This is a genomic window from uncultured Chryseobacterium sp. (assembly GCF_936933875.1).
Lineage (GTDB): Bacteria > Bacteroidota > Bacteroidia > Flavobacteriales > Weeksellaceae > CAKZIK01.
In genome coordinates this window covers 95,075-119,482 of record NZ_CAKZIK010000022.1, presented here as the reverse complement: position 1 = coordinate 119,482, position 24,408 = coordinate 95,075, and the positions used below count along the sequence as shown (strand labels likewise).

Annotated in this window: 24 protein-coding genes and 1 tRNA gene; 13 read left to right on the top strand and 12 right to left on the bottom strand. The window is 36.7% G+C overall.

The features are described from left to right. Positions 1 to 34 precede the first annotated feature (34 nt). On the top strand, positions 35 to 1,012 hold the full coding sequence (locus Q0252_RS03540; RefSeq protein ID WP_297983896.1) for an aminodeoxychorismate synthase component I: 978 nt from the start codon (positions 35 to 37) through the stop codon (positions 1,010 to 1,012). Further along, on the top strand, positions 996 to 1,622 hold the full coding sequence (locus tag Q0252_RS03535) for an aminotransferase class IV (RefSeq protein WP_297983894.1): 627 nt from the start codon (positions 996 to 998) through the stop codon (positions 1,620 to 1,622). The genes Q0252_RS03540 and Q0252_RS03535 overlap by 17 nt, the downstream gene beginning before the upstream one ends. Before the next feature lie 10 nt (positions 1,623 to 1,632). Here the strand turns inward: Q0252_RS03535 and menD are convergent, their stop codons facing one another. Further along, on the bottom strand, positions 1,633 to 3,297 hold the full coding sequence (gene menD, locus Q0252_RS03530) for a 2-succinyl-5-enolpyruvyl-6-hydroxy-3-cyclohexene-1-carboxylic-acid synthase (protein WP_297983892.1): 1,665 nt from the start codon (positions 3,295 to 3,297) through the stop codon (positions 1,633 to 1,635). A gap of 86 nt (positions 3,298 to 3,383) precedes the next feature. Between menD and Q0252_RS03525 the strand changes: the two genes are divergently transcribed. The 3 genes from Q0252_RS03525 (at position 3,384) to Q0252_RS03515 (ending at position 4,978) form a co-directional block, all read left to right on the top strand. Further along, on the top strand, positions 3,384 to 4,331 hold the full coding sequence (locus Q0252_RS03525; RefSeq protein ID WP_297983890.1) for a 2-oxoglutarate and iron-dependent oxygenase domain-containing protein: 948 nt from the start codon (positions 3,384 to 3,386) through the stop codon (positions 4,329 to 4,331). Between the two features lie 108 nt (positions 4,332 to 4,439). Then, on the top strand, positions 4,440 to 4,694 hold the full coding sequence (locus Q0252_RS03520; RefSeq protein WP_297983889.1) for a hypothetical protein: 255 nt from the start codon (positions 4,440 to 4,442) through the stop codon (positions 4,692 to 4,694). Further along, positions 4,694 to 4,978, top strand: coding sequence for a hypothetical protein (locus Q0252_RS03515; protein WP_297983887.1), 285 nt, complete (start codon positions 4,694 to 4,696; stop codon positions 4,976 to 4,978). The genes Q0252_RS03520 and Q0252_RS03515 overlap by 1 nt, the downstream gene beginning before the upstream one ends. 60 nt (positions 4,979 to 5,038) lie before the next feature. On the opposite strand, the gene Q0252_RS03510 is transcribed toward Q0252_RS03515, so the two are convergent. Both Q0252_RS03510 and Q0252_RS03505 read right to left on the bottom strand, forming a co-directional pair. Further along, positions 5,039 to 6,082, bottom strand: coding sequence for a PA0069 family radical SAM protein (locus Q0252_RS03510; protein ID WP_297983885.1), 1,044 nt, complete (start codon positions 6,080 to 6,082; stop codon positions 5,039 to 5,041). A 224-nt stretch (positions 6,083 to 6,306) separates the two neighbouring features. Continuing rightward, positions 6,307 to 8,826: an ATP-dependent Clp protease ATP-binding subunit gene (locus Q0252_RS03505; RefSeq protein WP_297983883.1), complete on the bottom strand. Its 2,520-nt coding sequence runs from the start codon at positions 8,824 to 8,826 to the stop codon at positions 6,307 to 6,309. A 160-nt stretch (positions 8,827 to 8,986) separates the two neighbouring features. On the opposite strand from Q0252_RS03505, the gene Q0252_RS03500 reads away from it, so the two are divergent. The 5 genes from Q0252_RS03500 to Q0252_RS03480 are packed head-to-tail and all read left to right on the top strand — an operon-like array spanning position 8,987 to position 12,635. Further along, complete coding sequence (locus Q0252_RS03500) at positions 8,987 to 9,205, top strand: uroporphyrinogen decarboxylase (protein WP_297983882.1); 219 nt, start codon at positions 8,987 to 8,989, stop codon at positions 9,203 to 9,205. A 9-nt stretch (positions 9,206 to 9,214) separates the two neighbouring features. Then, positions 9,215 to 10,318, top strand: coding sequence for a glycosyltransferase (locus Q0252_RS03495; RefSeq protein ID WP_297983880.1), 1,104 nt, complete (start codon positions 9,215 to 9,217; stop codon positions 10,316 to 10,318). Between the two features lie 48 nt (positions 10,319 to 10,366). Next, positions 10,367 to 10,786, top strand: a complete 420-nt coding sequence (locus tag Q0252_RS03490; protein ID WP_297983878.1) for a SufE family protein — start codon at positions 10,367 to 10,369, stop codon at positions 10,784 to 10,786. Continuing rightward, positions 10,783 to 11,748: a glycosyltransferase family 9 protein gene (locus Q0252_RS03485; RefSeq protein WP_367174815.1), complete on the top strand. Its 966-nt coding sequence runs from the start codon at positions 10,783 to 10,785 to the stop codon at positions 11,746 to 11,748. The genes Q0252_RS03490 and Q0252_RS03485 overlap by 4 nt, the downstream gene beginning before the upstream one ends. After that, positions 11,682 to 12,635 carry a glycosyltransferase family 2 protein gene (locus tag Q0252_RS03480; protein ID WP_367174814.1) on the top strand — a complete coding sequence of 318 codons (954 nt, stop codon included), beginning with the start codon at positions 11,682 to 11,684 and terminating at the stop codon, positions 12,633 to 12,635. The genes Q0252_RS03485 and Q0252_RS03480 overlap by 67 nt, the downstream gene beginning before the upstream one ends. Positions 12,636 to 12,677: 42 nt before the next feature. Here the strand turns inward: Q0252_RS03480 and Q0252_RS03475 are convergent. The 6 genes from Q0252_RS03475 to Q0252_RS03445 all read right to left on the bottom strand — a co-directional run bounded on the left by Q0252_RS03475 (position 12,678) and on the right by Q0252_RS03445 (position 17,188). After that, positions 12,678 to 12,752: transfer RNA gene (locus tag Q0252_RS03475), tRNA-Val, on the bottom strand. A gap of 33 nt (positions 12,753 to 12,785) precedes the next feature. Next, positions 12,786 to 14,024, bottom strand: a complete 1,239-nt coding sequence (locus Q0252_RS03470; protein ID WP_297983874.1) for a folylpolyglutamate synthase/dihydrofolate synthase family protein — start codon at positions 14,022 to 14,024, stop codon at positions 12,786 to 12,788. Between the two features lie 165 nt (positions 14,025 to 14,189). Then, positions 14,190 to 15,101: a ferric siderophore ABC transporter substrate-binding protein gene (locus Q0252_RS03465; protein ID WP_297983872.1), complete on the bottom strand. Its 912-nt coding sequence runs from the start codon at positions 15,099 to 15,101 to the stop codon at positions 14,190 to 14,192. Positions 15,102 to 15,126: 25 nt separating this feature from the next. Further along, positions 15,127 to 15,525 (bottom strand): biopolymer transporter ExbD, encoded by a 399-nt coding sequence (locus Q0252_RS03460; protein ID WP_297983871.1) that lies wholly within the window; start codon positions 15,523 to 15,525, stop codon positions 15,127 to 15,129. Between the two features lie 5 nt (positions 15,526 to 15,530). Continuing rightward, on the bottom strand, positions 15,531 to 16,214 hold the full coding sequence (locus Q0252_RS03455; protein WP_297983869.1) for a MotA/TolQ/ExbB proton channel family protein: 684 nt from the start codon (positions 16,212 to 16,214) through the stop codon (positions 15,531 to 15,533). Positions 16,215 to 16,726: 512 nt separating this feature from the next. After that, entirely contained in the window at positions 16,727 to 17,188 is a 462-nt protein-coding gene (locus tag Q0252_RS03445; protein ID WP_297983868.1) for a hypothetical protein, read from the bottom strand. A gap of 160 nt (positions 17,189 to 17,348) precedes the next feature. On the opposite strand from Q0252_RS03445, the gene Q0252_RS03440 reads away from it, so the two are divergent. Next, positions 17,349 to 19,142 (top strand): DUF885 family protein, encoded by a 1,794-nt coding sequence (locus Q0252_RS03440; RefSeq protein ID WP_297983867.1) that lies wholly within the window; start codon positions 17,349 to 17,351, stop codon positions 19,140 to 19,142. A 46-nt stretch (positions 19,143 to 19,188) separates the two neighbouring features. Here Q0252_RS03440 and nth read toward each other — a convergent pair whose 3' ends face one another. Beyond that, positions 19,189 to 19,809 (bottom strand): endonuclease III, encoded by a 621-nt coding sequence (gene nth / locus Q0252_RS03435; RefSeq protein ID WP_297983865.1) that lies wholly within the window; start codon positions 19,807 to 19,809, stop codon positions 19,189 to 19,191. Between the two features lie 32 nt (positions 19,810 to 19,841). On the opposite strand from nth, the gene bcp reads away from it, so the two are divergent. Continuing rightward, complete coding sequence (bcp, locus tag Q0252_RS03430; protein WP_297983864.1) at positions 19,842 to 20,291, top strand: thioredoxin-dependent thiol peroxidase; 450 nt, start codon at positions 19,842 to 19,844, stop codon at positions 20,289 to 20,291. Here bcp and Q0252_RS03425 read toward each other — a convergent pair whose 3' ends face one another. Next, positions 20,292 to 20,675, bottom strand: a complete 384-nt coding sequence (locus Q0252_RS03425; protein ID WP_367174816.1) for a GNAT family N-acetyltransferase — start codon at positions 20,673 to 20,675, stop codon at positions 20,292 to 20,294. Between the two features lie 207 nt (positions 20,676 to 20,882). Next, positions 20,883 to 21,074: a YdeI/OmpD-associated family protein gene (locus Q0252_RS03420; protein ID WP_297983862.1), complete on the bottom strand. Its 192-nt coding sequence runs from the start codon at positions 21,072 to 21,074 to the stop codon at positions 20,883 to 20,885. A gap of 529 nt (positions 21,075 to 21,603) precedes the next feature. On the opposite strand from Q0252_RS03420, the gene Q0252_RS03415 reads away from it, so the two are divergent. Further along, positions 21,604 to 24,255, top strand: a complete 2,652-nt coding sequence (locus tag Q0252_RS03415; RefSeq protein ID WP_297983860.1) for a M4 family metallopeptidase — start codon at positions 21,604 to 21,606, stop codon at positions 24,253 to 24,255. Positions 24,256 to 24,408 lie beyond the last annotated feature (153 nt).

Here is a 24,408-nt window from a genome sequence, read left to right as displayed (position 1 = left end):
CAAAAATAACTGATTAATCTCTATTTTTGCCGTGATGAACAAGATTTTTCACGACAATTTCGATAAAATGGATGAGCTTTCGGAAAAGAAAGTTCCATTCTTTTTTATGGTAGATTTTTTAATGAATCATGTTGAAATTTATCTTGACAATGAAATTGAAAAAAAGGGTTTATCAATTGATTTTCAGAATTTTAGAACAGATTTTCAAAAGGATTATAAAAAGGATGATTTTTTATGGAAAACCTATCCGGAAAGTAAAGAATCTTATCAAAAAGGATTTGATTTTGTTCAGAAAAATTTAAAACTCGGAAATTCTTATCTCGCTAATTATACCCGAAAAACTGAAATTGAAACCGATTTAACACTTGAAGAAATTTTTGCGCATTCGAAAGCGAAATATAAAGTACTGAAGAAAAATCAATTTGTTTTTTTCTCTCCCGAAACTTTTGTTGAAATTAATAACAGCCGGATTTTCACCCATCCCATGAAAGGAACCATTGAAGCTTCCAAAGAAAATGCAGCCCGAATTTTGAAACAGGATGTAAAGGAAAAAGCCGAACATTATACTGTTGTAGATTTGCTTCGCAACGATTTGAGTATGGTTGCAGATGAGGTGAAAGTAGATGAATTTCAAAGGATTGATTTCATTAAAACCAAACAGAAAGATTTGTTCGCGATGAGTTCCGAAATTTCAGGGAATCTCAAACCTGAATTTATCAGAAAGATTGGCAGCATCATGAAAACGCTTCTTCCTGCAGGTTCTATTTTAGGTGCGCCAAAACCAAAAACTTTGGAAATTATTTTGGAAGCCGAAGGTTTTGACAGAGGTTTTTACACCGGAGTTTGCGGTTGGTTTGACGGTGAAAATCTCGACTCCTGTGTTATGATTCGTTTTATTGAAAAAGAAAAAGGAAAATTATACTTCAAAAGTGGCGGCGGAATTACGCATTTAAGTAAATTAGCCGATGAATACCAAGAAATGAAAAACAAAATTTATGTCCCAATTCATTGAAAGCATCAAAGTAGAAGACCAAAAAATTTTCCTTCTCGACCTCCATCAAAAACGCGTTAACGACACTTTTGCACACTTCGGAAAAGCAGGCTCTATCGACCTTGCCAAGATTTTCAAAAATTTGCAGCACGATGAAGACGGATTGTATAAATTCAAAATTATTTACGACCTCAATAAAAATGTAAGGACACAAATGTTGCCTTACGCGATTTCGGAAATTGATGATTTTCAGCTGGTTGAAAATAATTCATTCGATTATTCTTTCAAATTTGAAGAGCGGAAAGAGTTCGAAAAAATGAAAACCAAAGCGAAAGCAGAGGAAATTATTATTGTGAAGAACAATCATATTACCGATACTTCGTATTCTAACTTATTGTTCCTCAAAGGAAAAGATTGGTTTACGCCATCAACATTTTTATTGAACGGTGTACAAAGACAGCATCTTTTAAAGAACAAAAAAATTAAGGAGACCGAAATTACGCTTCAGAATATTGCAGAATTTTCTCACTTCCAAATTATTAATGCCCTGAATGATTTTGATGATATGTTTATCTATCCGATTGATAAAATCCGCAATCTTCCGGAAAACGACGATTATCTGGAAATCTAAAAAAGCGGAATTATTTCAAAAATTCGAAGTATTTCTTCAAAATTTCGGCATTATCGACCTCAGTTGTATCAATTTCGAGCAATTTTGGTTTTGCATCAGGTTTAAAAAAATTATCCATTACGCGAAGTAATGTATCTTCATCCTCAACTTTTGTGTAAGAAAATCCGAAGTTTTTGGCCAAAAGTTCCGCATTCCTGTTGTGTTTGGTCAAAATAAATTCGTCCAAAGCATTCGTTTCACTTGGTCCCGGAATAATTTTAAAAATATCTCCACCTCCGTTGTTAATTACAATAATTCTCGTGTAAGGCGGAATGTAATTGTTCCATAATCCATTGATATCGTAGAAGAAACTCAGTTCTCCTGTAACCAAAACGGTCTGGTTTGGATTGCGCATTGCGTAACCCATTGCTGTTGAAGTACAACCATCAATTCCGCTTGTTCCGCGGTTGCAATACACTTTATGTTTTTGAAAATCAAAAAGTTGTGCGTATCGAATGGCAGAACTGTTGCTGAAGTGCAAATTAATATTTCCAGGAAGTTTTTGCGCTAAAGTTTCAAAAATTTTGAAGTCAGAATAACCTGTTTTTAGGCAATATTCTTTATGTTTCAAATCTTTCTTATCGCGGAGACTGTCCCAAAGATTGAAATAAGGTTGTGGTTCTAATTTGGCAAAATTCAATAATTTAGAAAAGAACAGCTCGGGTTTTGTTTCTATCTTTTGAGTAAGTGAAAAATACGTGTCCGGTTGCCAAACTTCATCTATGTGCCAATGATTTTTCGGATGCGCTTTTCTCAGAAACTGCTTTACTCTTTTCGAAACCACATTTTGTCCAACCGTAATCAATAAATCCGGAGCATAAGTTTTAAAATCTTCTTCAGTAAAATGAGTGATATATCGGTCGATATGACTGAAAAACTTTTCATTGTTCAAGTTCGAGTTGGCTTCCGTAAGAACAACAACGCTGTGGTTTTTAACCATTTGTGAGAGCTGCATTTCAAGCTCTTTGCTCTTGTCGCGTGTGCCAACCAGAATCATAATTCTCTTGGAAAGATTCCAATCTGCTGCGAGATTTGATGGCAGTTCGTAATTTTTCTTCTGAATAGTTTTTTCGACTGACGGATAATTCGGAACTTCAGAAACCATTTCATACAAAGGTTCAGAAAGGGGAATGTTGATATGAACCGGTCCCTGTTTTTCAAAACAAAGTTCAATTGCTTTTTTTATTAAAGCAAAATTTTCATCATCTGCTCCGGCTTCATTATCTTCCAACAACTGAAAATCTCCGTAAGAATGTTGCTGAAACAAATTTTTCTGACGAATCGTTTGTCCATCAAAAATATCAGTATAATCTGCAGGTCTGTCTGCAGTTAATAACAAAAGTGGCACATTTTGGTAAAAAGCTTCCGTAACGGCAGGATAATAATTTGCAGCAGCAGAACCGCTTGTACAGGTTAAAGCAACTGGTTTTTTCTCGCTTTTTGCCATTCCTAAACCAACAAACCCTGCACTTCTTTCATCCACAATACTGTAACAGTTCAACTCATCGGTTTCCGAAAAATGAATCGCCAAAGGAGCATTTCGCGAACCGGGAGAAATAACAGTGTTGAAAATTCCGTATTCTTTTAAAAGATGTGTGAGTATTTGAATGCTTCGTTTGGAAGAGAACTGTTTCATAGGACAAATTTACGGTTTGAAATTTTAATTCTGCTAAAGATTTAAAAATCTGTAATTTTGCAATACAAAAAATTTAATTCAATAAAATGAAACAAGTTCCAAGTGTGGATTTGCGTGATTTCCTTTCGGGTGACCCGGAACGCAAGCAAAAATTTGTAAATGAAATCGGAAAAGCATACGAAGAAATCGGCTTTGTTGCCTTGAAAGGACACTTTCTGGACGATAAGTTGGTGGATGAACTTTATGGAGAAGTAATTAATTTTTTCGCTCTTCCTGTAGAAACCAAACAACAGTACGAAATTCCGGGAATCGGAGGTCAGCGTGGTTATGTTGGTTTTGGTAAAGAAACCGCAAAAGGTTTCAAAAAAGGGGATTTGAAGGAATTCTGGCATTTTGGTCAGTATCTTCCGGAAGGTTCCAAATACGCGGAAACTTATCCCGACAATGTTGAAGTAAAGGAACTTCCAAAATTCAACGAGGTAGGAAAAAAAGCCTTCCAAATGCTAGAAAAAACAGGTCAGTATGTTTTGAGAGCTTTGGCTTTGCATCTAGGTTTGGATGAATTTTATTTTGATAAATTTATTGCAGAAGGAAACTCTATCCTTAGACCCATTCACTATCCGCCAATTACGGAAGAACCGGATGATGCGGTAAGAGCTGCAGCACATGGTGACATTAACTTGATTACACTTTTGATGGGAGCTCAGGGAAAAGGACTTCAGGTTCAAAACCACGATGGAGAATGGATTGACGCGATTGCAGAACCCGATGAACTGATGATTAACGTTGGAGATATGCTTTCGAGACATACCAACAACAAATTGAAATCTACAATTCACCGAGTGGTAAATCCGCCAAGAGAATTATGGGGGACGTCTAGATTTTCTATTCCATTCTTTATGCATCCGGTAAGCGAAATGCCGTTGAATGCTTTGGAAGGTACTTATGACGAAAATAATCCTAAACTGTATCCGGACACAAATGCAGGAGAATTTTTACACGAAAGACTGGTGGAGTTGGGCTTGATTAAGTAAGATTTTACTTTTAAATAATTTAAAAAGGACTGAAGAAATTCGGTTCTTTTTTTTGTTTTAAGTTTTTGTACGTAATTTATACGTATATTTATCGTAAAATTTACAGAAATGAGTTCAACTAAAATAAGAAAAGAAGTGACGCTTGATTCAGAAGTAATTGAAAAACTAAAAGTTAAAGCAAAAATTGACGGCAGAAGTTTGAAAAATTATATGGAAAAAGTTCTTCAGGCGCAAGCAGAAATATTGACGGAACTGAGTGATGAAAAGAAATCTAAATTAGACGAATTGCTCTACGAATATGAAGCCGGAACTTTGAAATTAGTTTCTGAAGAAGAATTTAAATATAAGTCGAAAAGAAAATAATGTACACGCTTTATTTTGAAGATTCTACCTTCGAAAGCTTTCAGGAAACAATTAATTATTACGAATATATTTCGGAAGGGTTAGCCGATAAGTTTGAGATCGATTTTTGGAAAACGATTGAGAAGATGAAGAATAATCCAAAACATTTTCAGATTCGTTACAAAAATGTGAGAGTTGCTTTTACAGAGACTTTTTCTTTTGGTATACATTTTTTCATAGACGAAGATAAAATTGTTGTGATTGATCTGTTTCATACAAGTCAGGATGTTGAAAAAGAAATTTGATTTCCAACCTTTTATTGTTAGTTTCTGGCGGCGGCGAAGCCGCCGCCAGAAAAGCATTCTTTAAAACAGCCTCAATTGCTGTGCTTTAGTTCCGGTAAAATCTTTGGTTGAATAAGGCGGCATGTGTTTATCCGCAAAATATTTTCGCTTCCCTAATTTAAAGGTGTTGTGAATGAGTTCTGCGATGTTTCCTTCGCCTTTGTATCTTTCAAAATATCTTTTTTCTCCGAGATTTCCGCCACGCATGGAACGGATTAAATTCAAAACTTTTTGAGCTTTTTCGGGATAATGTTGATTTATCCAATGAACAAAAACGGGTTGAACGGTATCATTCAACCGAATGAGGACATGACTAAAACTTAGTGCACCCGCCTCCGAAACCGCTTTTAAAATAGGTAAACTTTCATCGCTTGTTAAACCGGGAATTACAGGTGCAACCATCACATTCACAGGGATTTTGTTTTCCGATAATATTTCAATTGCTTTAAGTTTATTTTTTACGGATGAAGTCCTTGGTTCCATGGTTCTGCGCAATTCTTCATTAATGGTTGGAATGCTTAAATTAACATGAACTAAACTTTGTTCCGCCATGGGTTTCAAAATATCCAAATCTCGCAAAACCAATGCATTTTTAGTGATAATTCCTACAGGATGGCGGTAATCCAGGCAAACCTGCAGAATTTTTCTTGTGATTTCAAGCTTTCTTTCAATCGGTTGATAACAGTCTGTATTTCCTGAAAGCATAATTGGAAGAGGATTGTAATTTTTTTTCTGAAAGAATTTTTCGAGTAATTCCGGAGCGTTGTTTTTCACCATGATTTTTCTTTCGAAATCAACTCCGGCAGAAAATCCCCAATATTCATGAGTAGGTCTTGCAAAACAGTAGGAGCAGCCGTGTTCGCAACCTTGGTATGGATTCATGGAATATTCCATCGATAAGTCCGGGCTCTTCACAGGATTCACAATGGTTTTTGGAAAAACTTCGGTGAAAGCTGTTTTTACAGCTTCAATATCTTCATCTTCAGGTTCATAGGTGTACCTTTCGAAACGGTTGATTTCGTTTCGGGTTGCGCCTTGTCCTTTATGAAGAAGTTGGTTTTCCATTCTTCAAAATTAAAAATAGTAGAAATTTTTAAAGCGAAAAATTGGCTATAAATTATCACAAAAAAACGATACTAAAATCCGATTATGATAGTTCAACGCAAAATCGCAATTAAATTTTAATACTTTGAAATGTTTTTAAGGCGCAAAGTTTTTGACTTCGTCAAAAATTCTCACAAAAAAACCTGCTCAAAAATTGAGCAGGTTCAGTATTAACATTTAGCAAATTATTTTGCCTTTTCTTTCGTTTTCTTGCTTTCGCCTTCTAAACCGTCTTTGGCTTCGTTGAGTTTCAAAACAACGGTTTCGCCTTCAGCAAACTGCTTGTTCACGAGCATTTCCGCCAATAAATCTTCGATGTATTTTTGGATGGCACGTTTCAAAGGTCTTGCGCCGAAATCTTTATCCCAACCTTTTTCCGAGATGAAATCTTTGGCTTCTTCTGTTAATTCAACTTGGTAGCCCAATTTATCAAGTCTTGTATAAAGTTTACCTAATTCAAGGTCGATAATTTTCTTGATGTCTTCCTGTGCAAGAGAGTTGAAGATAATGATATCGTCAATCCTGTTCAGGAATTCCGGAGCGAAAGCTTTTTTCAAAGCATTTTCAATAGTACTTCTTGCTCTTGCATCGGAAGTTGACTTCTTCGCATTAGTTCCGAAACCAACACCGTCGCCGAAATCTTTCAAATCTCTCGTTCCAATATTGGAAGTTAAAATCACAATAGTATTTCTAAAATCGATTTTTCTACCTAAAGAATCGGTCACAAAACCTTCATCCAAAATCTGCAATAAGATATTGAAAACATCAGGATGAGCTTTTTCGATTTCGTCTAAAAGCACAACGGCATAAGGTTTTCTACGAACCGCTTCCGTCAATTGACCACCTTCTTCGTAACCAACATATCCCGGAGGAGCTCCAACCAATCTCGAAACAGCGAATTTTTCCATGTATTCACTCATATCGATTCGGATTAAAGCATCGTCTGAATCGAAAAGTTCTCTCGCCATTACTTTTGCCAATTCGGTTTTTCCGACACCCGTTGTTCCCAGGAAAATAAATGTTCCGATTGGTCGGTTCGGGTCTTTCAAACCGGCTCTGTTTCTTTGGATGGCTTTTACGACTTTTTTCACCGCATCTTCCTGTCCGATCACTTTTCCGTTCAACAAATTGTCCATTTGCGCCAACTTGTCGAGTTCGTTTTTGCCGACTTTCGTTACAGGAATTCCACTCATCATGGAAACGACTTCTGCCACGTTTTCTTCGGTTACAACTTCTTTCTTTTCCTTAACGTTTTTATCCCAAGTTTCTTGAGCCAAATTCAGTTCAATCTGCAATCTTTCTTCCTCGTCTTTTAATTTTCTTGCTTCAAGGTAATCTTGTGCTTTTACCGCTTTCTGTTTTTGATCCTTGATTTCCTCGATTTTCTTTTCGTGATCGATGATTTCAGTCGGAACTTTCATGTTTTTGATATACACTCTTGAACCCGCTTCATCTAAAGCATCAATCGCTTTGTCTGGTAAAAAACGGTCGGTAATATATCTCGCCGTCAAATTTACACAAGCATCAATCGCTTCTTCAGTATAAGTAACATTGTGATGGTCTTCGTATTTATCTTTGATTTGATTTAAAATCTGAACGGTTTCCTCAATCGTAGTCGGTTCTACCATTACTTTTTGAAAACGTCTTTCCAAAGCACCGTCTTTCTCGATATACTGTCTGTATTCATCAAGCGTCGTTGCTCCGATGCATTGAATTTCGCCTCTCGCCAAAGCAGGTTTGAACATATTGGAAGCGTCCAAACTTCCGGTAGAACTTCCTGCACCAACAATCGTGTGTAATTCGTCGATGAAAAGGATGACGTCTCTGTTTTTTTCGAGCTCCGTCATAATAGCTTTCATTCTTTCTTCGAACTGTCCACGGTATTTTGTTCCCGCAACCAAACTTGCCAAATCAAGTGTAATGACACGTTTCCCGAAAAGAACGCGAGAAACTTTTTTCTGTTGAATTCTCAATGCCAAACCTTCTGCAATTGCAGATTTACCAACTCCCGGTTCTCCAATTAAAAGCGGATTGTTTTTCTTTCTTCTTGATAGAATTTGAGAAACTCTTTCGATTTCTTTTTCACGGCCGATTACAGGATCCAGTTTTCCGTCTTTTGCCAAAGAAGTTAAATCTCTGCCGAAATTATCTAAAGTTGGTGTTTTGCTTTTTCCTGTTCCTATATTTCCGGTTGGTTTACGCATTTGTCCATAATCCTCACGTTCCTCATCATCATCGTATGCGCTCATTTTCGGATTTTGTCCTAAATTTTTCAACAACGTTTGATATTCTTTAGATACACGTTCATAATCCACATCGAAGGCATCCAAAATGCTAGAGGTAGGGTCTTCCGGTTTGTATAAAATTCCCAAAAGCAAATGAACGGTATTGATTTCCGTACTTTGATATTGTCTGCATTCCAATTCTGCTCTTTTTACACCCTGGTCTGCCATTTTTGTAAACGAAATTTTTTCAACTTCTTCTGTGAAAGGATTTAAACTTGCTACATTCAGAGTCTCAATTCTTCTACGGATTTGTGTGATGTCCGCGTTTAAATTCTGCAATATTTCCTTTGCTGAGTTTTCTGTTTTCAGGATTCCCAAAAGCAAATGCTCCGTATTCAGAAACTCACTTTTCAGCCTTCTTGCTTCAATTTTACTCTGTTTGAACACTTTGCCCAAACCGTCTGAAAATTTATAATCCATACTATAATCTCAATAATTGTTATTAAAGGTAGAGATTTTTCCCATACCTCTTTATCAAAGTTACAAATACTTTACCAAAAAACCTAGTGTGACGATATGGCAGAAAAGATTTCTTTATCTCACTGAAAATGATTAGGTTTGTTGCCCAAAATTTTTAAACATGACTCCCGAAATCGCAAGTTATATTGGTTACGCCGCATCTTTTTTTGTTGTTTTGAGCTTTTTGCTGAAAGACATTAAGAAAATTAGAATCATTAATCTTATAGGATGTATCTGTTTCGTGCTATACGGCTTTTACAGCGGAATGTTGTGGCCAATTATTATCCCGAACGCGATACTTTGCATTATTCAGCTTTACCATATCTTCAAAAAAGACTAAATTAACGGAATGAAAGTTCTCGTTAGCGTTTTCGGTAATTTAGCCACAGACCAAAGAGTTGAAAAGGTTTGCAGAACACTTCACGAAAACGCTTACGAAATCTCACTCATTGGTAATAATTGGAAAAGATTACCAGAAATGGTTCGTCCTTATCCTTTTAAAAGGCTTGAGCTTTCCTCAAAATTTCTGAAAGCAGGATATCCCGAATTTAATTTCAAACTATACCAAGAGCTGCTGAAACAGGCAGATAAAAGCACCATTCTTTTGGCGAATGATTTGGACAGTTTGCTTCCAAACTATTTAGTATCAAAAAAATTAGGAATTCCTTTGGTTTTTGACAGTCACGAAATTTTCACTGAAATGCCTTCGGTTCAAGGAAGGTTTACGCAGAAAATTTGGAGATTTTTGGAACGGAAACTTGTGCCAAAATTAAAGTATATGATGTCGGCAAGTGAAAGTTATTCTAAATGGTTTGCGGAAACGTATCACATTCAAAAACCAATAACTGTTCAAAATTTCCCTCGTAAAGTTTTTTTTGAAAAAAAATTTACAGAGAATAAGCCTAAAATAATTTTTTATCAGGGAGCAGTTAATCCTTCCCGCGGTTTGGATAAAATGATTCCGGTCATGAAAAATATTGAAAATGCAGTGTTTTGGATTGCGGGAGATGGACCAAAAAAAGAGGAATATATTGCTTTAACTAAAAATTTAGGTTTAGAAGAAAAAGTAAAGTTTTTAGGAAATATAGAATCTGAGAAATTGCGTGAAATTACAACAAAAGCAGATGTTGGCCTGAGTATCGAAGAAAACAACGGTCTCAGTTATTATTATTCACTTCCGAATAAAGTATCCGATTATATTCAGGCTGGAGTTCCTGTTTTGACAACCAATTATCCTGAAACTTCAAAAATCATCAATCAGTACAAAGTTGGCGCAATTATCAATAATCATTCTGAAGATGAATTGGTTTCTAAAGTTTCGGAAATTCTGAATAATGGCAAAGAATTCTATGCCGAAAATTTAAGAAAAGCCGCTTCAGAACTCTGTTGGGAGAACGAAGAGCAGAAAATAATTTCTCTTTTTGATAGAGTTGTTCAGGAGAACTTCCGTTAATTACGCCCTCAAAAATTCTTATCTTTGAAGAATTAATTTCAGAACAGTATGACCATCAAAGAAAAACAGCAGGAAATTGTAGAGGAATTTGCCTTTCTTGACGATTGGGAGCAGAAATACGAATACATTATCGACTTGGGAAAATCTTTGAAAGGACTTCCCGCAGACAAAAAAACCGACGAAAACCTCATCAAAGGCTGCCAAAGTAAAGTTTGGATTGATGCCGAATTTCGCGATGGCAAATTATTCTTCGATGGTGATTCCGACGGTATTTTACCGAAAGGAATTGTTTCTCTGTTGGTTTCTATTTACAGCGGACATACCACTGCAGAAATTTTGGATTCTGATTTTACCTTTATCTCGGAAATTGGACTTCAAGAGTTTCTTTCTCCATCAAGAGCCAATGGTTTGATGGCGATGACCAAGCAAATTAAATTTTACGCCGTAGCTTTTCAGTTGAAATCGTGACGAAAATTTTAGCATACCGGTTTTCTGCTTTTGGAGATGTTGCCATGACGGTTGCGGTCTTTAGAGAATTTTTAGAACAAAATCCGGAAGCGGAAATTTTAATGGTTTCCCGAAAAAATTTCAAAGACCTTTTTGACGATATTCCACATTTAAAATTTCACGGAATTAACCTCGATGATTACAAAGGATTTTTGGGAATGAATAAGCTTTCAAAAGAAATTCTGAATATTTATCAGCCGGATTATATTGCAGATTTACATGATGTTATCCGCACGAAGATTCTGAACAAAATTTTCCGAAGAAAAGGGTTTAAGATTTTTAAAATCAATAAAGGAAAAGAAGAAAAAGAGGAACTGACTGACGTTTGGAATCTCGAAAAAACGCAACTGAAACAAACTACGGAACGTTATGCTGATGTTTTCCGCGAAATGGGTTTTCCTTTGCAGCTTTCAAATCAGTTTAAAGTCATCAATACAAATAAGAACGGAATCGGATTTGCGCCATTTGCTCAGCACAAAGGAAAAATGCTTCCATTGGAAAAATCTTTTGAAGTGGCAAGAATTTTAGCAAAAGACCATAAAATTTTCTTTTTCGGAGGCGGAAAAGAGGAAACTGAAATTCTAAACGATTGGGAGAAAAAAATCCCCAATTCACAAAGTCTTGCCGGAAAATTGTCTTTAAAAGAGGAACTTCACAAAATTTCAGAACTCGAAACCATGATTTCCATGGATTCCGCGAATATGCATTTGGCGAGTTTGGTAGGAACGAGATGTGTTTCTGTTTGGGGTTCAACACATCCTTTTGCCGGATTTTTAGGGTATGGACAAAGTTTGGATGACGTTGTTCAGGTGAAAGATTTAACGTGCAGACCTTGCTCGGTTTTTGGTGACAAAGAATGTTACCGCGGAGATTGGGCTTGTCTGGAAGAAATCAACATCCAAAAAATTCTGGAAAAGATATGACGCTTTCAATCTGTATTCCTGTTTATAATTTTGATGTGAGAAATCTTGTCAACGATTTGCACAGGGAGATTTCGGACAAGAATTTGGATTCAGAAATTATTTTAATTGATGATGCTTGTGATAAAAATTTTCAGGAAATTAATTCAGAAATCCAGAATAAGGCTGCTCAGTATATTGTTCTTGAAGAAAATGTTGGTCGTTCCAAAATCCGTAATCTATTTTTAAAATATTCTTCAGGTGAATCACTTCTTTTTTTGGATTGTGATGCTAAAATTATATCCAAAAATTTTGTTGAAAAATACATCAACATTATTGAAAAGGAAATACCTCAAGTTATATTTGGTGGATTTAAAGAAAATGAAATAGAAGGAAATCTCCGCTCGCACTATTCGAAAGAAAGAGAAATAAAGTCTTTGGCTGAAAGAATAGCATCTCCCTACGAAACATTCAGAGGAATTAATTTTGTTGTTAAACGTGATGTCTTTGAAGAGGTTCCTTTTGAAGAGAGCATCACAGGATATGGTTACGAAGATTATGTTTTTGCCCAAAGCTTGAAAAGAAATCTGATAAAAATTTCTAATATAGATAATCCAGTTATTCATCTTGATGAAAGCAGCAACGAAGAATTCCTGCAAAAGGTTGAAGCAGCGATTCAGACCTTGTCTGTGCTCTTAAAAAACAAAGAAATTTCTACAAGTTTTCAAGAAATGAAATTGATTAAAGTCTTTAATTTTTTGCAAAAAACAAAAGGTGATAGATTTTTCGCAAAAATTTTTAGAAAACAAAAATCGAGAATAAGAAAAAAGCTATTGACAGGAAAGGTTAGTTTACGTTACCTGGATTTTTATAAACTTGGAGTTCTTGTTGAAAAATTTCAGAACACATAAACAAAAAAATCTCACATTTCTGTGAGATTTTTTTTACAAGTGTGGGTCCTGAGGGATTCGAACCCCCGACCCTCTGGGTGTAAACCAGATGCTCTGAACCAACTGAGCTAAGAACCCTTGTTTTTGGTTCGGCAAATATACAACGTTTTTTTATTCCTGCAAATTTTTTTCTAAAAATTCTCCCACTACAAAGTTGCTTCCGCCAATAAAAATCATTTCGTCATTTTTAATGTTTTGTTTTGCAGTGAGATAGCCTTCCTGAACAGCATCGAAAATTTTGTAATTGATTTTAAATTTTTTCAACAAATATTCGTAATCTTTTGGGTGTCGACCACGGTTGAGGTAAGGTTTTACAAAATAATAGGATTCTTTTTTGGGTAAGATTTCTAAAACTTCATCAATTTTTTTGTCATTAACGAAGCCTAAAACGATGTGTTTTCTTTTTTGAATGGAATTGAGTTGGTCAATTACGAGTTCTAAGCCCGCTTGGTTATGTGCTGTGTCACAAATCGTTAATGGGTTTTCCGAAAACACAAACCATCTTCCAATGAAACCGGTGTTTTGGTGAACTTTCTGTAAGCCATTTTGGAGATTTTCTTCCGATATTTTTACGCCTTGCTTTCTTAATTCATCAACAAGAGCAACTACAACACGGATATTTTTTTGCTGATAATTTCCTTTTAAATCGGTAGATAAGTTGGTTTGAATTTCGGTAGCATCAATAAAAGGAGCAGATGTTTCCACAGCTTTATTTTTGATGATTTCTTTAACAACAGCATTTTCGTCCCCTGAAATAATGGGAATATTTTTTTTGATGATTCCCGCCTTTTCTGCGGCGATTTCTTCAACAGTGTTTCCCAAAATATTCATGTGGTCTAAAGCGACATTCGTGATTGCTGAAACCACAGGTTCAATGATGTTCGTTGAATCTAATCTTCCACCTAAACCGACTTCGATAACAGCAAAATCTACTTTTTGTTGGTAGAAATATTCGAAAGCCATAATGGTTGTGAATTCAAAGAATGATGGACGAATATCTTCCGAAAGTTGCTTTAGTTTTTGGATGAAGTTGTAAACGAATTCTTTATCTGCATTTTTACCATTCACTTTTATTCTTTCCGTGAAATCGATGAGGTGAGGCGAATTGTAAAGACCAACTTTATAACCCGCTTCCTGCAATACCGAAGCCAACATATTGCTTGTAGAGCCTTTTCCGTTGGTTCCACCGATGTGGATGGTTTTGATTTTATCCTGCGGATTTCCAAAAAATTCGCAAAGTTTGCTAATATTCTGAAGTCCCGGTTTGTACGCTTTTTGGCCATCAATTTGATAATTGGGAGCCTGAACAAAAAGCCATTCTACAGCTTCCTGATATTGCTGATTCGTCATAATACAAATTTGAAAAAAGTTTTTCTGAACCAGAAATTTTTCCTGAAAAATATAAGAAATCCTGCGTTACGCCCCGACTTGAGCGGAAATCCTTTTTTCGGCGGCGGCGAAGCCGCCGCCGAAAAAAGATTGGGAGCGGAAGGCGGAAATAGGCGCCTAAAAAAATTAAAAAGTAATTCTGTAAGTTCCTGTTGATGAGGAGTTTGCTCTTTCAGCCTTTACGTATTTTTTTACCCAAGCTACAGAAGTTGAAGCTACACAAGGGTCGGAAATTCCACCTGAACGACGCGCAGAAACCACATTTCCGGCTTTATCTACCGTGTAGGAAATATTAATAGTTCCGCTCGCAGAACAGTTGTGCGAAGGTTGAGCTCCGCCACGACCCATTGTTCCGGGAATGTAGCCGATTAATCGTCTGTCCACCCCAATTTTGCTGTCGCCGTTTCCATCGCCACCTAAAGGGTCGCCGTTGTTTCCAATGCCGGTTCCGGTTCCCTGTGAGCCGGGTTTTGTACCGCGTCCTTTAATTAAATTTCCGACAGCGGCAGTTCCTTTTCCGTCGCCGTTTCCTGTAGTAGAATTGGCTGTAGTTGCTTTGCTACCACTGGTTTTTGAACTTGATGCAGAACTTGTTGTTGATTTGACTGTTGAGGTTTTCGATGCGGTTTTTGATGTTTTGTCAGTCTTGTCCGAAGTCTTTACGGAACTTTTAGTATTGTTTCCGGTAATTATTTTTTCTTTTGCCGCTTCTTTTTTTTGAGGAGTCGCAACTGTGGGTTTTGGTGCTGCTACTGTTTTTGTTTCAGATTTTGGTGCTGAAATTTCCTCAACATTGGTATTAGCTTCTGAAGCTAATGAACCATCCCGATTTGCGGGTTCTTCAATTCCGTTCCCGTTGCGGTTGTCGCCGAAATTGATGAGCATTTTGGTAACAACTTCCTGTTTTGCCGGAAGTCTTTCGGTTACTTTGTAAATAAAGAGAAACAGCAAAATTGCAGACCAAATAATGGCAGTAATAATACCACTTTTCAGTTTGTCCTTATTTTCTTCTCTTTTATTTAAAGTGTAATCGTTCATTATGCGAAGTTTTGCAAAGATTGTGCTATTGCTCTTTTGTGGTCGCGATGGCGATATTAAATTTGTGTTTCTCGGCAATTTCCATAGCGAAAACTACGTCTTTATGCATTGTGTTTTCGTCGGCACGAATTGTAAAACTCGGACTCGTCTGATTTTGAAGTCGGCTCACAATAATTTGTTCCACCTCTTCTTTTTTTACAGGTTTATCGTCGATGTAATATGTTCCGTCCGGTTTAATACTCAATGAAAGGTCATTCGGGATGTTTGGGTTTTCCACTTCGCCTTTTGGTAATTTTACATCAATCGCACTTACATTGGAAGCTGCAGAAGTTACCATAAAAAAGATGAGCAAAAGCAGAATAACATCCACCATCGCAGCAAGCGAGAACTCCGGATTGGCTTTATTTCTTCGTTTAATTTTCATAATTCTTACGGTCTGTTGATGATATCAAGGAAGTCTGATGACAGATTCTGAATTTTCAATACAAATTTGTCAATTCTGGTCAATAATAAATTATAGAAAAAGTTAGACGGAATTGCTACTGCAAGACCCATCGCAGTTTGTCCAAGTGCGGTGTAAATACCTTCTGACAAAATTTTTGGAGAAAAAGAACCTTCAGCATTTGCCATGTTGAAGAACGCCATAATAATTCCGATAACGGTTCCCAAAAGTCCGAGCATTGGAGCAATACTTGGGATTGCGGCCAAAAGGTTCAGGTTTTTTTCCAGTTTTGAAACTTCAATTTGTCCCTGGCTTTCCATTGCGCTTACAATATCCGAAATTGGGCGCCCAATTCTTGTAACTCCTTTTTCCAAAACTCTGGCTTCAGGAGTATTTTGTCTTTCGCAATAATCTACAGCGCTTTCAATTCTACCGTCTTTCAATAAATCGTTGATGTTGTTCATCATATTGAAATCGTTGATTTTCAACTGACGGTTGATGTAGAACAATCTTTCCAAAAAGATATACAATGAAAAAACACCTAGACAAAGTACAGTTATCATGACGATGTTGGCGAAAAGATTACCGTGGAACATAATTTTCCAGAAAGAGAATACCTGTTCCTGAGTTTGGGGTGCTGCTGCTGTTTGCGCTACTGCCTGTAAAAACATATTTTATTTGAGTTTTTTATAATTTGTATTTTTTTAGCTTTAAAACTAACGGAAAAGCGCGTCAGTTATTATGTTTCTGCAATTTTTGCTGCAAAAAATCAAGGCAAAAGTAGTAATTAAAATCCATAGTCTCTTTCCACAAGAGCAATACGGACTTTAAAGCTTTTGTACCATAATTTTATTCCGGTTTCTCTCGCAGTGGTATGTTCAGAATTTACACGCCATTTTTTGACGGATTCTAAATCTTTCCAATAAGAGAAGGTAATTCCGATGTCGTTTCGGGCGCTTTCAACGCCTAAAAAACCGTCCTGATTTTTGCGAGTTCGACCGTCCCTTCAGCCATTTCGGCGTAACCTTCATCATTTTCAGATTTGATGGAAGTAAAGATTAATGCTTAAGATGGTGTTTGGGGAGTTTGAGCAATCACAAATTTTTCTCGCAGATTTAGCAGATTCTTAGAATTTTAATTCGCGCAATCAGCAAAATCTGCGTGAGCTATTATATTTTAAAGATTATTCGTCTTCAACCTCGATGTCATCCTGCTTGAAGTGGCATTTCAGTTTGAAAGGAATGGGCTCGTCGGAACCGGTGTAGAAATCATCAATATTGCCTTTCCAAACCAATTGCAGTTCGCCGTTTTCGTCTTTTGCAAAGGAAAGTTCATTATCGTAGATGTAAGCTTCATCATCATCGAAAAGGTCGACCTCAGTATAAGTTTCTTCGTCGGAATCGTTGACTGTAATGGTCTTGCCTTCAATTTCGGGATCTTCAATAGGAAAATCGAAAACGTCTAAAGAAAGTTGTGGAAAATTGTACTGTAAAGAATCGTCGTCTACATGATCCAAAGAATCGTCTGTAATAACTTCTACCTCGAGGAAATGTTGTGAGTTGCTGTAAACCGCTTTGCAATAAGTGCTTTTGATGTGATATTTAAGGGTTTCGTCCGGATGGTAGATTTTTAAAATCCCTTTCATTTTTTAAGAGAAAAGTTGAGTTAAATAATTGATTGTTAAACTTGTTCAACAAAGATAGAAAATAGATTGAATCATCAAAATTTTTTAGATTATTTTATCGTTATAGAGCGGATCTACATTCATTAAAATAATTTAATTTAGCGTGTCCAAAATTTTAGAAATGAAAAATATCTTCCTGAAAATTGTAATGATGCTTTGTATTGTCGTAGCTTTTCTTTCATGTAAAAAGAAAGATTCTCCTCTTACTAAAGTTACTCCTATTGAGATAGATTCTATCGCATCCAATTATTATGACCAATATCTGAAGCTTTATCCGCTTGAAGCAACAGCTCAAGGTGATAACCGCTACAACGACCAACTTCCTATTAATATTGATAAAGATTTCATTTCGACTGAAATTGCGTTTTATAATTCCGTTCAGGAACAGTTGAAAAAAGTGGATTACAAAGGTCTTTCCGATGAAGATAAAACGGTTTATGATGTGTTGGATTACACCTTGAAAGATAAAGTAGAACGGTATGCTTATCATCCGGAATATATTCCTTTTACGCAGTTTAGCGGTTTGCCTTTAGATTTTCCATTGTTGGGAAGCGGACAGGGAAGTCAGCCATTTAAAACTGAAAAAGATTATGATGACTGGATGAAGCGTGTTGAAAAATTTCCGGAGTGGATGGACACTGCGATAGACAATTTCCGCGAAGGAATGACGAATAATTATGTGCTTCCAAAATCGTTGGTGGCAAAAATGATTCCTCAAATGAAAGCCGAAGAAATTGTAACCGGCGATTATGAAAAGAATATTTTCTTTGGACCGATTAAAAATTTTCCAAAGAATTTTTCATCAGCACAAAAGGAAAAATATACTACGCTTTATAAGGATATGATCGTAAAGAAAATTATTCCAACCTACACCAAAATGGCTAATTTCCTTGAAACCGAATATCTTCCGAAAGCCAGAACTTCTGATGGGATTAATGCTTTACCAAAAGGTAGCGATATCTATGCTTATTATGCAAAAAGCTGGACAACCACTAACAAAACTCCTGAAGAAATCAATAAAATAGGGCTTCAGCAAGTGGCAATGCTTCGTGCAGAAATGGAAAAAGTAAAACAGCAGGTTGGGTTCAACGGAACGCTTGAGGAATTCATCAATTTTGTGAAAACCGACCCGAAAGCAATGCCTTACAAAACTAACACTGAAGTTTTGAATGCGTTCAACGGGATTCTGAAAAAAATCACACCGAAGTTGAAAACGATGTTCAGTGTTACTCCAAAAACACCTTTTGAAATCCGCCAAACCGAAAAATTCCGTGAGGCGAGCGCAAGTGCAGAATATATCCAGGGAACTCCGGACGGAAAAAGACCAGGAATTTTCTATATTCCGCTTCCTGACCCTACCAAATTTAATGTAACATCGGGTATGGAATCTCTGTTTTTACACGAAGCAATTCCGGGACATCATTACCAAGTTTCCTTACAGCAGGAGAATACGGAACTTCCGAAGTTTATGAGATTCGGTTGGTTTGGAGCTTATGGTGAAGGTTGGGCTCATTATTGTGAAACTCTAGGTCCGGAATTCGGATTGTACACCGACCCTTATCAAAAAATGGGTTATTTGAGCGACCAAATGTTACGCGCAGTTCGTTTGGTTGTTGATACAGGTTTGCATACTGGAACAATGACGAGAGCACAGGCAATAAAATATTTTTTAAGCAATATTGCTTATGACGAAGCCGGTGCAACTGCGGAAGTAGAGCGTTACATGGCAGTTCCGGGACAGGCTTTAGGATACAAAATTGGTTCTTTAAAAATCCGTGAACTTCGTGATAAATATTCAAAACAGTTGGGAAGCAAATTCAGTTTGGCAAAATTTCATGATGAAATCCTGAACCAAGGCTGTCTTCCGCTAGATGTTTTGGAAAGAAAGATGGAGAATTGGGCGAAGAAGCAATAGTTGTTGGGGTTCCACTCTGAAAGAGAGGAACCCGCTCCTCATAAAACTATTTTTCAAACAACATTTTCGTAATAAAATCTTTCTCTTTATTTCCGCGTGCAGGTGAATATTCGCGGCCGTAGAAAATAATTTGAAGGTGGAGTTTATTCCAGGTATCTTCAGGGAAAATAGTTTTCGCGTCTCGTTCGGTTTCTACCACATTTTTTCCGGAAGTCAGTTTCCATTGTGTCATTAAGCGATGAATGTGCGTATCAACCGGAAAAGCAGGAAAACCAAAACTCTGGCTCATCACCACCGATGCTGTTTTATGTCCAACGCCCGGAAGTTCTTCGAGCTCTTCAAAAGTTTGTGGAACGATGGAATTATGTTTTTTCACCAGAATTTCAGACATTCTTTTCAGGTTTTTTGCCTTTTGATTTGCGAGACCAATTTCTTTAATCAACTCTTTAATTTCAGCAATTTCAAGCTTCGACATTCTTTCAGGCGTTCCGGCTACTTCAAAAAGTTTTGGCGTGATTTTGTTTACTTTTTTATCGGTGGTTTGTGCAGAAAGTGCGACGGCAACAAGTAAAGTAAAAGGGTCGGAATGATCGAGAGGAATTGGTACTTCGGGATATAGTTTTTCCAGCTCTTCCATTACAACCTTGGCTCTTTGCTTTTTTGTCATTTTAAATTTAAATTTGAACAAAAATAGAAATAATGCTTAAAAAAGGGGAAAAATTACCGGAATTTGAAGGAGTAAATCAGGACGGAAAGAACGTGAATTCTTCCAAATTTTTGGGAAAGAAGCTCGTGATTTTCTTTTATCCGCAAGCCAATACACCAACCTGTACCGTGGAAGCCTGCAATTTGAGCGATAATTATTCAAAACTGAAAAAAGCAGGATTTCAGCTTTTGGGAGTTTCTGCAGATTCTGTAAAAAAGCAGAAAAATTTTCATTCCAAATTTGCTTTTCCGTATGATTTAATTGCAGATGAAAATCATGATATTATTGAGAAGTTTGGAGTGTGGCAGGAAAAAACCACGTTCGGAAAAACCTATATGGGAATTGTGCGAACTACGTTTATTTTTGATGAAAACGGAATTTGTACGGATGTTATTGAAAAAGTAAAATCAAAAGAAGCAGCTGCGCAGATTTTGGAATTATAATTAATCCAAAAGTTCGTAATACATCAGTTCTTCATCGTCGTTCGGAAGCGTAACCATTTTTTTATATTTCAAACCGAGTTTTTCAATCAGTTTTTGTGATGGAATATTGGTTTTGGTGGTGATAGCAGAAATATTTTTGATTCCAAATTCGTTCATCGCGACTTCCTTCAGCTTATTTGCAGCTTCGAAAGCGTTGCCTTTTCCAATAAATTGTGGAAGGTAAGAGAATCCGATGTCCATAACATCCAATCCGTCGCGTTCGAAAATTCCAACAGCTCCGATTTTCTGAGAATCTTCTTTGCGAATCACCACATAATTTCCCAAACCTAATCTTTCAAGCTGAGGTCGAAATTTTTCAACGATATAATTTTCAGCATCTTCAATACTGCGAAGATTTCTGTCGCCGATATTTTAAATAAACTGCGGAGAATTGTAGAGCTCAAGAAAAAATTCGGCATCATTGATGTCTGATGGTTTCAGGATAAAACGTTCGGTTTCGTAGGATTTCATTTGTGAAAGTTAAATAAAATTCTGAACACCCCGTCAAAATTTTCAGTTGAAAATTTCAGCACACCTCTAAGAGCGGAATCTCTAAATTCCTTTTTTACCGACCAAAATCATTTCAATCATTTTTACTTTTCGATTTTCGCGCGTTTCGGGTTTTTTGGCTTCGGTAATCCAACGGATGTATTCTTTTCGGTGCGTGTAACTCATCGCGTCGAAAAGTTCTTTTGCTTTGCTTTCGTTTTCAAAAACCTTCTGCACATCATCGGGAATTTCCACAATACGCTCTTCTTGGTCTTCCCAAAGTTCAACATCAACCGTATCTCCAAGAGATTTGGCGAGTTTTTTTTCTGATGTCTAGTGTTACCCAAGTTTTGGCAGTTTCCATCCATTTTTGCAAAACATTCACTATATACTGTTGCTCCATAAAATATGGCTTTAATTTTTACCTGTCCTTTCTTCCCAAACAGTTCTTCGGTAGAGAAGGGGAAATCAACAAACGCAGCGTTAATGTTTCCGTTTTTTTGAACTTCAGCACTGAATTTTATTTTCTTTTGCATTATTAATTTATTAAAATGAAGGCATTACTTTAAATTTTAAATTATATAAAAAATAATAATAAATGTTTAAAATTACTCAATTAAACTTTAATTTATATAGTAAATATATTAGACCAACAAACGATATTAAAAGGAATCTTATTTCATTAATTTTATGAAATAAATAATAAATTATTAAAAAGGTACAACAATTTTCTTGTATGATTTGAAAAAAGTTATAATTTTGAGTTAGTCAAATTTACTAAAAAATGAAAAAAAGAACTATCTTCTCTGTAGCCGCAATTGGTATTGCGGCTATTTTCTATGGTCAGCAAAATGGCAAAGACCGTCTTTATCCAAATCTCACTGAGTTTTCTGATGCTCAGGCTCCGGGCTTTGCTAAAGGCAAATTCCTGAATGCGGCAAAAGGTCAGGAAAATGTAGAATCAAAACTTTTAAAGTCTGAAAAAGACAACCACGGTTTTGAACATTTCCGTTATCAGCAAACGTTAAACGGCATTCCTGTTGAAGGAGCTTTCTTCGTTCAACACGTTAAAAACGGAAAATTGATGTCTCAAAACGGAACTGTTGTAAAAGATTTTACTTCAGAATCTAAAAATTCCAGAACATCAAAAATTTCTGAAAAAACTGCATTGGAATCTGCAAAAGCATTTGTTGGAGCCAAAGAATACAAGTGGGAAAATGCGGGTGAAGAAGCTTTCCTGAAAAGAGAAACCGGAAATTCTGCCGCTACTTTTTTACCGGAAGCAGAATTGGTTTACTATAACGAAGGTTCTGAATTCGATGCATCTCAACTGAAGCTGGCTTACAAGTTTGATATTTATGCAAATGCGCCGCTTTCCAGACAAATTGTTTACGTTGATGCGCAAAACGGAAAAGTTTTGGGAACCAACCAATTAATTAAAACACTTTACGGTGAAGGTTCGGACCGGGAAATCGTCATTGACCGTTTTCCGGTGCTTGCAGCTCCTGCATCTGTTTTAGCAAATGCTTCAGCAACTGCAACAACAGCTTATAGCGGAACACAAAGCATGACAACGGATTATACCGGCACAACTTACAGACTTCGTGAAACGGGAAGAGGAAACGGTATTGAAACGTATAACCTTAAGAAAGGTACTTCTTATACTGCAGCAGTTGATTTTACAGATGCAGATAACAGCTGGAACAACGTAAATACGGCAGAAGACCAATACGCAACCGACGCACATTGGGGTTCTGAAAAAGTCTATGATTATTATAGCAGCGCTTACGGAAGAAACGGAATCGACGGAGCCGGGATGAAAATGTTAAGCTACGTTCATTATTCTTCAAGTTACTTAAATGCTTTCTGGGATGGAAGCAGAATGACTTATGGTGATGGAGATGCTTCAACAACACCATTGACTTCTTTGGATATCGTTGGTCACGAAATGACTCACGGTGTTACAGAAAGAACTTCCAATCTTGCTTACAAAGGAGAATCCGGTGCATTGAATGAAGCTTACAGTGATATTTTGGGAGTTGCCGTAGAATTCGCAGCAAAACCAACCGGAGCCAACTGGTTAATGGGAGACCAAATCGGGATGACTTTCAGAAGTATGAGTAATCCGAATGCTTACAGTCAACCTGACACATACAAAGGAACAAAGTGGGTTACTGTAACAGGATGTTCACCAACATCTTCGAACGATTATTGCGGAGTTCACACCAATTCTGGAGTATTGAATTACTGGTTCTATCTTTTAACAAACGGTGGTAGCGGAACAAATGATATCGGAAGCGCATTCAATGTTTCTGGTCTTGGTATTACTAAAGCTGCTGCAATTGCTTACAGAACGAATACAACATATTTAGGAGCTTCATCAACTTATGCAGATGCTAGAACTTACTCTATAAAATCTGCTGAAGATTTATACGGAGTTGGAAGTGACGAAGCAAACCAAGTAATGAACGCTTTCTACGCAGTTGGAATTGGAGCAGCTGCAAGTGGAGGAGGAACAACAACATGTTCAGCGCCATCAACAATTTCTGCTGCTTCTGTTACACAAACTTCTGCTACTGTAAGTTGGGGTGCGGTTTCGGGTTCTACAGGATATACATTTGAATATAAAACTGCTGCCTCTTCAACTTGGACGACCTCTTCTACAACTTCAACTTCACAAAGTTTATCAGGCTTAACAGCCGGAACAACTTATGATATTAGAGTTTTGAATGTTTGTTCTACCACTTCAAGCAGTGCATACACAACAGGACAGTTCACCACAACTGCTGCAACAGGTTCTTGTGCACAAAATTACGAATCCAACAATACAGTTGCGACGGCTTATACAATTACTGCCTTGAGTACAGATTACAACGCAACAATTCAGGCTTCAGGAGATATTGACTGGTATAAAATTACCTTCACAACAGGTGGACAAATGACAGTGAAGCTAAGCGGATTAACTCACGATGTAGATTTGAAACTGTATAGCAGCAACGGAACAACTTTATTGAAATCTTCAGTAAATTCCGGAACAACAGCTGAAAAAGTACAGTACACTGTTTCTGCAGGAACTTATTATATCAAAGTTTATCCTTACAGCGGATACAATGCTAATTCTTGCTATGCTTTAAGAGTTGAGCCAGGCTATACTTTAGATAGAGCTTCAACGGTATCGAATGATAATGTGGTGAATGATGAAATGAATCTTTATCCAAATCCGGCGGTAGATTTCGTAACGGTTTCAGTTCCGGAAAAATTAGCTAAAGGAGCGGTTGCAAACGTTTATGATGCATCAGGAAACCTTAGAATGTCTTCTAAACTGAACGGAAACAAACATCAGATTAATGTTTCCAAACTTCAGCAGGGAATCTACGTTGTAAAAGTAGAAATGAATGATGAAGAACCAATTGTAATGAAGTTTATCAAGAGATAAACATTGTTAAATAAACTATGGGAAAGCCACCTCGCAAGAGGTGGTTTTTTTGTTTTTAAATGATTTACCTATTGCAGTGATGAATGTCGAATGATTTAAAAAACATAAGCTTTAAAACGAATTGATTGGTCTCTACTGCTTCTTAAATTGCGT

Coding starts and splice junctions, on each gene's coding strand:
- Q0252_RS03540 (WP_297983896.1), top strand. CDS start 35: ATGAACAAGATTTTTCACGACAATTTCGATAAAATGGATGAGCTTTCG.
- Q0252_RS03535 (WP_297983894.1), top strand. CDS start 996: ATGTCCCAATTCATTGAAAGCATCAAAGTAGAAGACCAAAAAATTTTC.
- menD (WP_297983892.1), bottom strand. CDS start 3,297: ATGAAACAGTTCTCTTCCAAACGAAGCATTCAAATACTCACACATCTT.
- Q0252_RS03525 (WP_297983890.1), top strand. CDS start 3,384: ATGAAACAAGTTCCAAGTGTGGATTTGCGTGATTTCCTTTCGGGTGAC.
- Q0252_RS03520 (WP_297983889.1), top strand. CDS start 4,440: ATGAGTTCAACTAAAATAAGAAAAGAAGTGACGCTTGATTCAGAAGTA.
- Q0252_RS03515 (WP_297983887.1), top strand. CDS start 4,694: ATGTACACGCTTTATTTTGAAGATTCTACCTTCGAAAGCTTTCAGGAA.
- Q0252_RS03510 (WP_297983885.1), bottom strand. CDS start 6,082: ATGGAAAACCAACTTCTTCATAAAGGACAAGGCGCAACCCGAAACGAA.
- Q0252_RS03505 (WP_297983883.1), bottom strand. CDS start 8,826: ATGGATTATAAATTTTCAGACGGTTTGGGCAAAGTGTTCAAACAGAGT.
- Q0252_RS03500 (WP_297983882.1), top strand. CDS start 8,987: ATGACTCCCGAAATCGCAAGTTATATTGGTTACGCCGCATCTTTTTTT.
- Q0252_RS03495 (WP_297983880.1), top strand. CDS start 9,215: ATGAAAGTTCTCGTTAGCGTTTTCGGTAATTTAGCCACAGACCAAAGA.
- Q0252_RS03490 (WP_297983878.1), top strand. CDS start 10,367: ATGACCATCAAAGAAAAACAGCAGGAAATTGTAGAGGAATTTGCCTTT.
- Q0252_RS03480 (WP_367174814.1), top strand. CDS start 11,682: ATGTTACCGCGGAGATTGGGCTTGTCTGGAAGAAATCAACATCCAAAA.
- Q0252_RS03470 (WP_297983874.1), bottom strand. CDS start 14,024: ATGACGAATCAGCAATATCAGGAAGCTGTAGAATGGCTTTTTGTTCAG.
- Q0252_RS03465 (WP_297983872.1), bottom strand. CDS start 15,101: ATGAACGATTACACTTTAAATAAAAGAGAAGAAAATAAGGACAAACTG.
- Q0252_RS03460 (WP_297983871.1), bottom strand. CDS start 15,525: ATGAAAATTAAACGAAGAAATAAAGCCAATCCGGAGTTCTCGCTTGCT.
- Q0252_RS03455 (WP_297983869.1), bottom strand. CDS start 16,214: ATGTTTTTACAGGCAGTAGCGCAAACAGCAGCAGCACCCCAAACTCAG.
- Q0252_RS03445 (WP_297983868.1), bottom strand. CDS start 17,188: ATGAAAGGGATTTTAAAAATCTACCATCCGGACGAAACCCTTAAATAT.
- Q0252_RS03440 (WP_297983867.1), top strand. CDS start 17,349: ATGAAAAATATCTTCCTGAAAATTGTAATGATGCTTTGTATTGTCGTA.
- nth (WP_297983865.1), bottom strand. CDS start 19,809: ATGACAAAAAAGCAAAGAGCCAAGGTTGTAATGGAAGAGCTGGAAAAA.
- bcp (WP_297983864.1), top strand. CDS start 19,842: ATGCTTAAAAAAGGGGAAAAATTACCGGAATTTGAAGGAGTAAATCAG.
- Q0252_RS03415 (WP_297983860.1), top strand. CDS start 21,604: ATGAAAAAAAGAACTATCTTCTCTGTAGCCGCAATTGGTATTGCGGCT.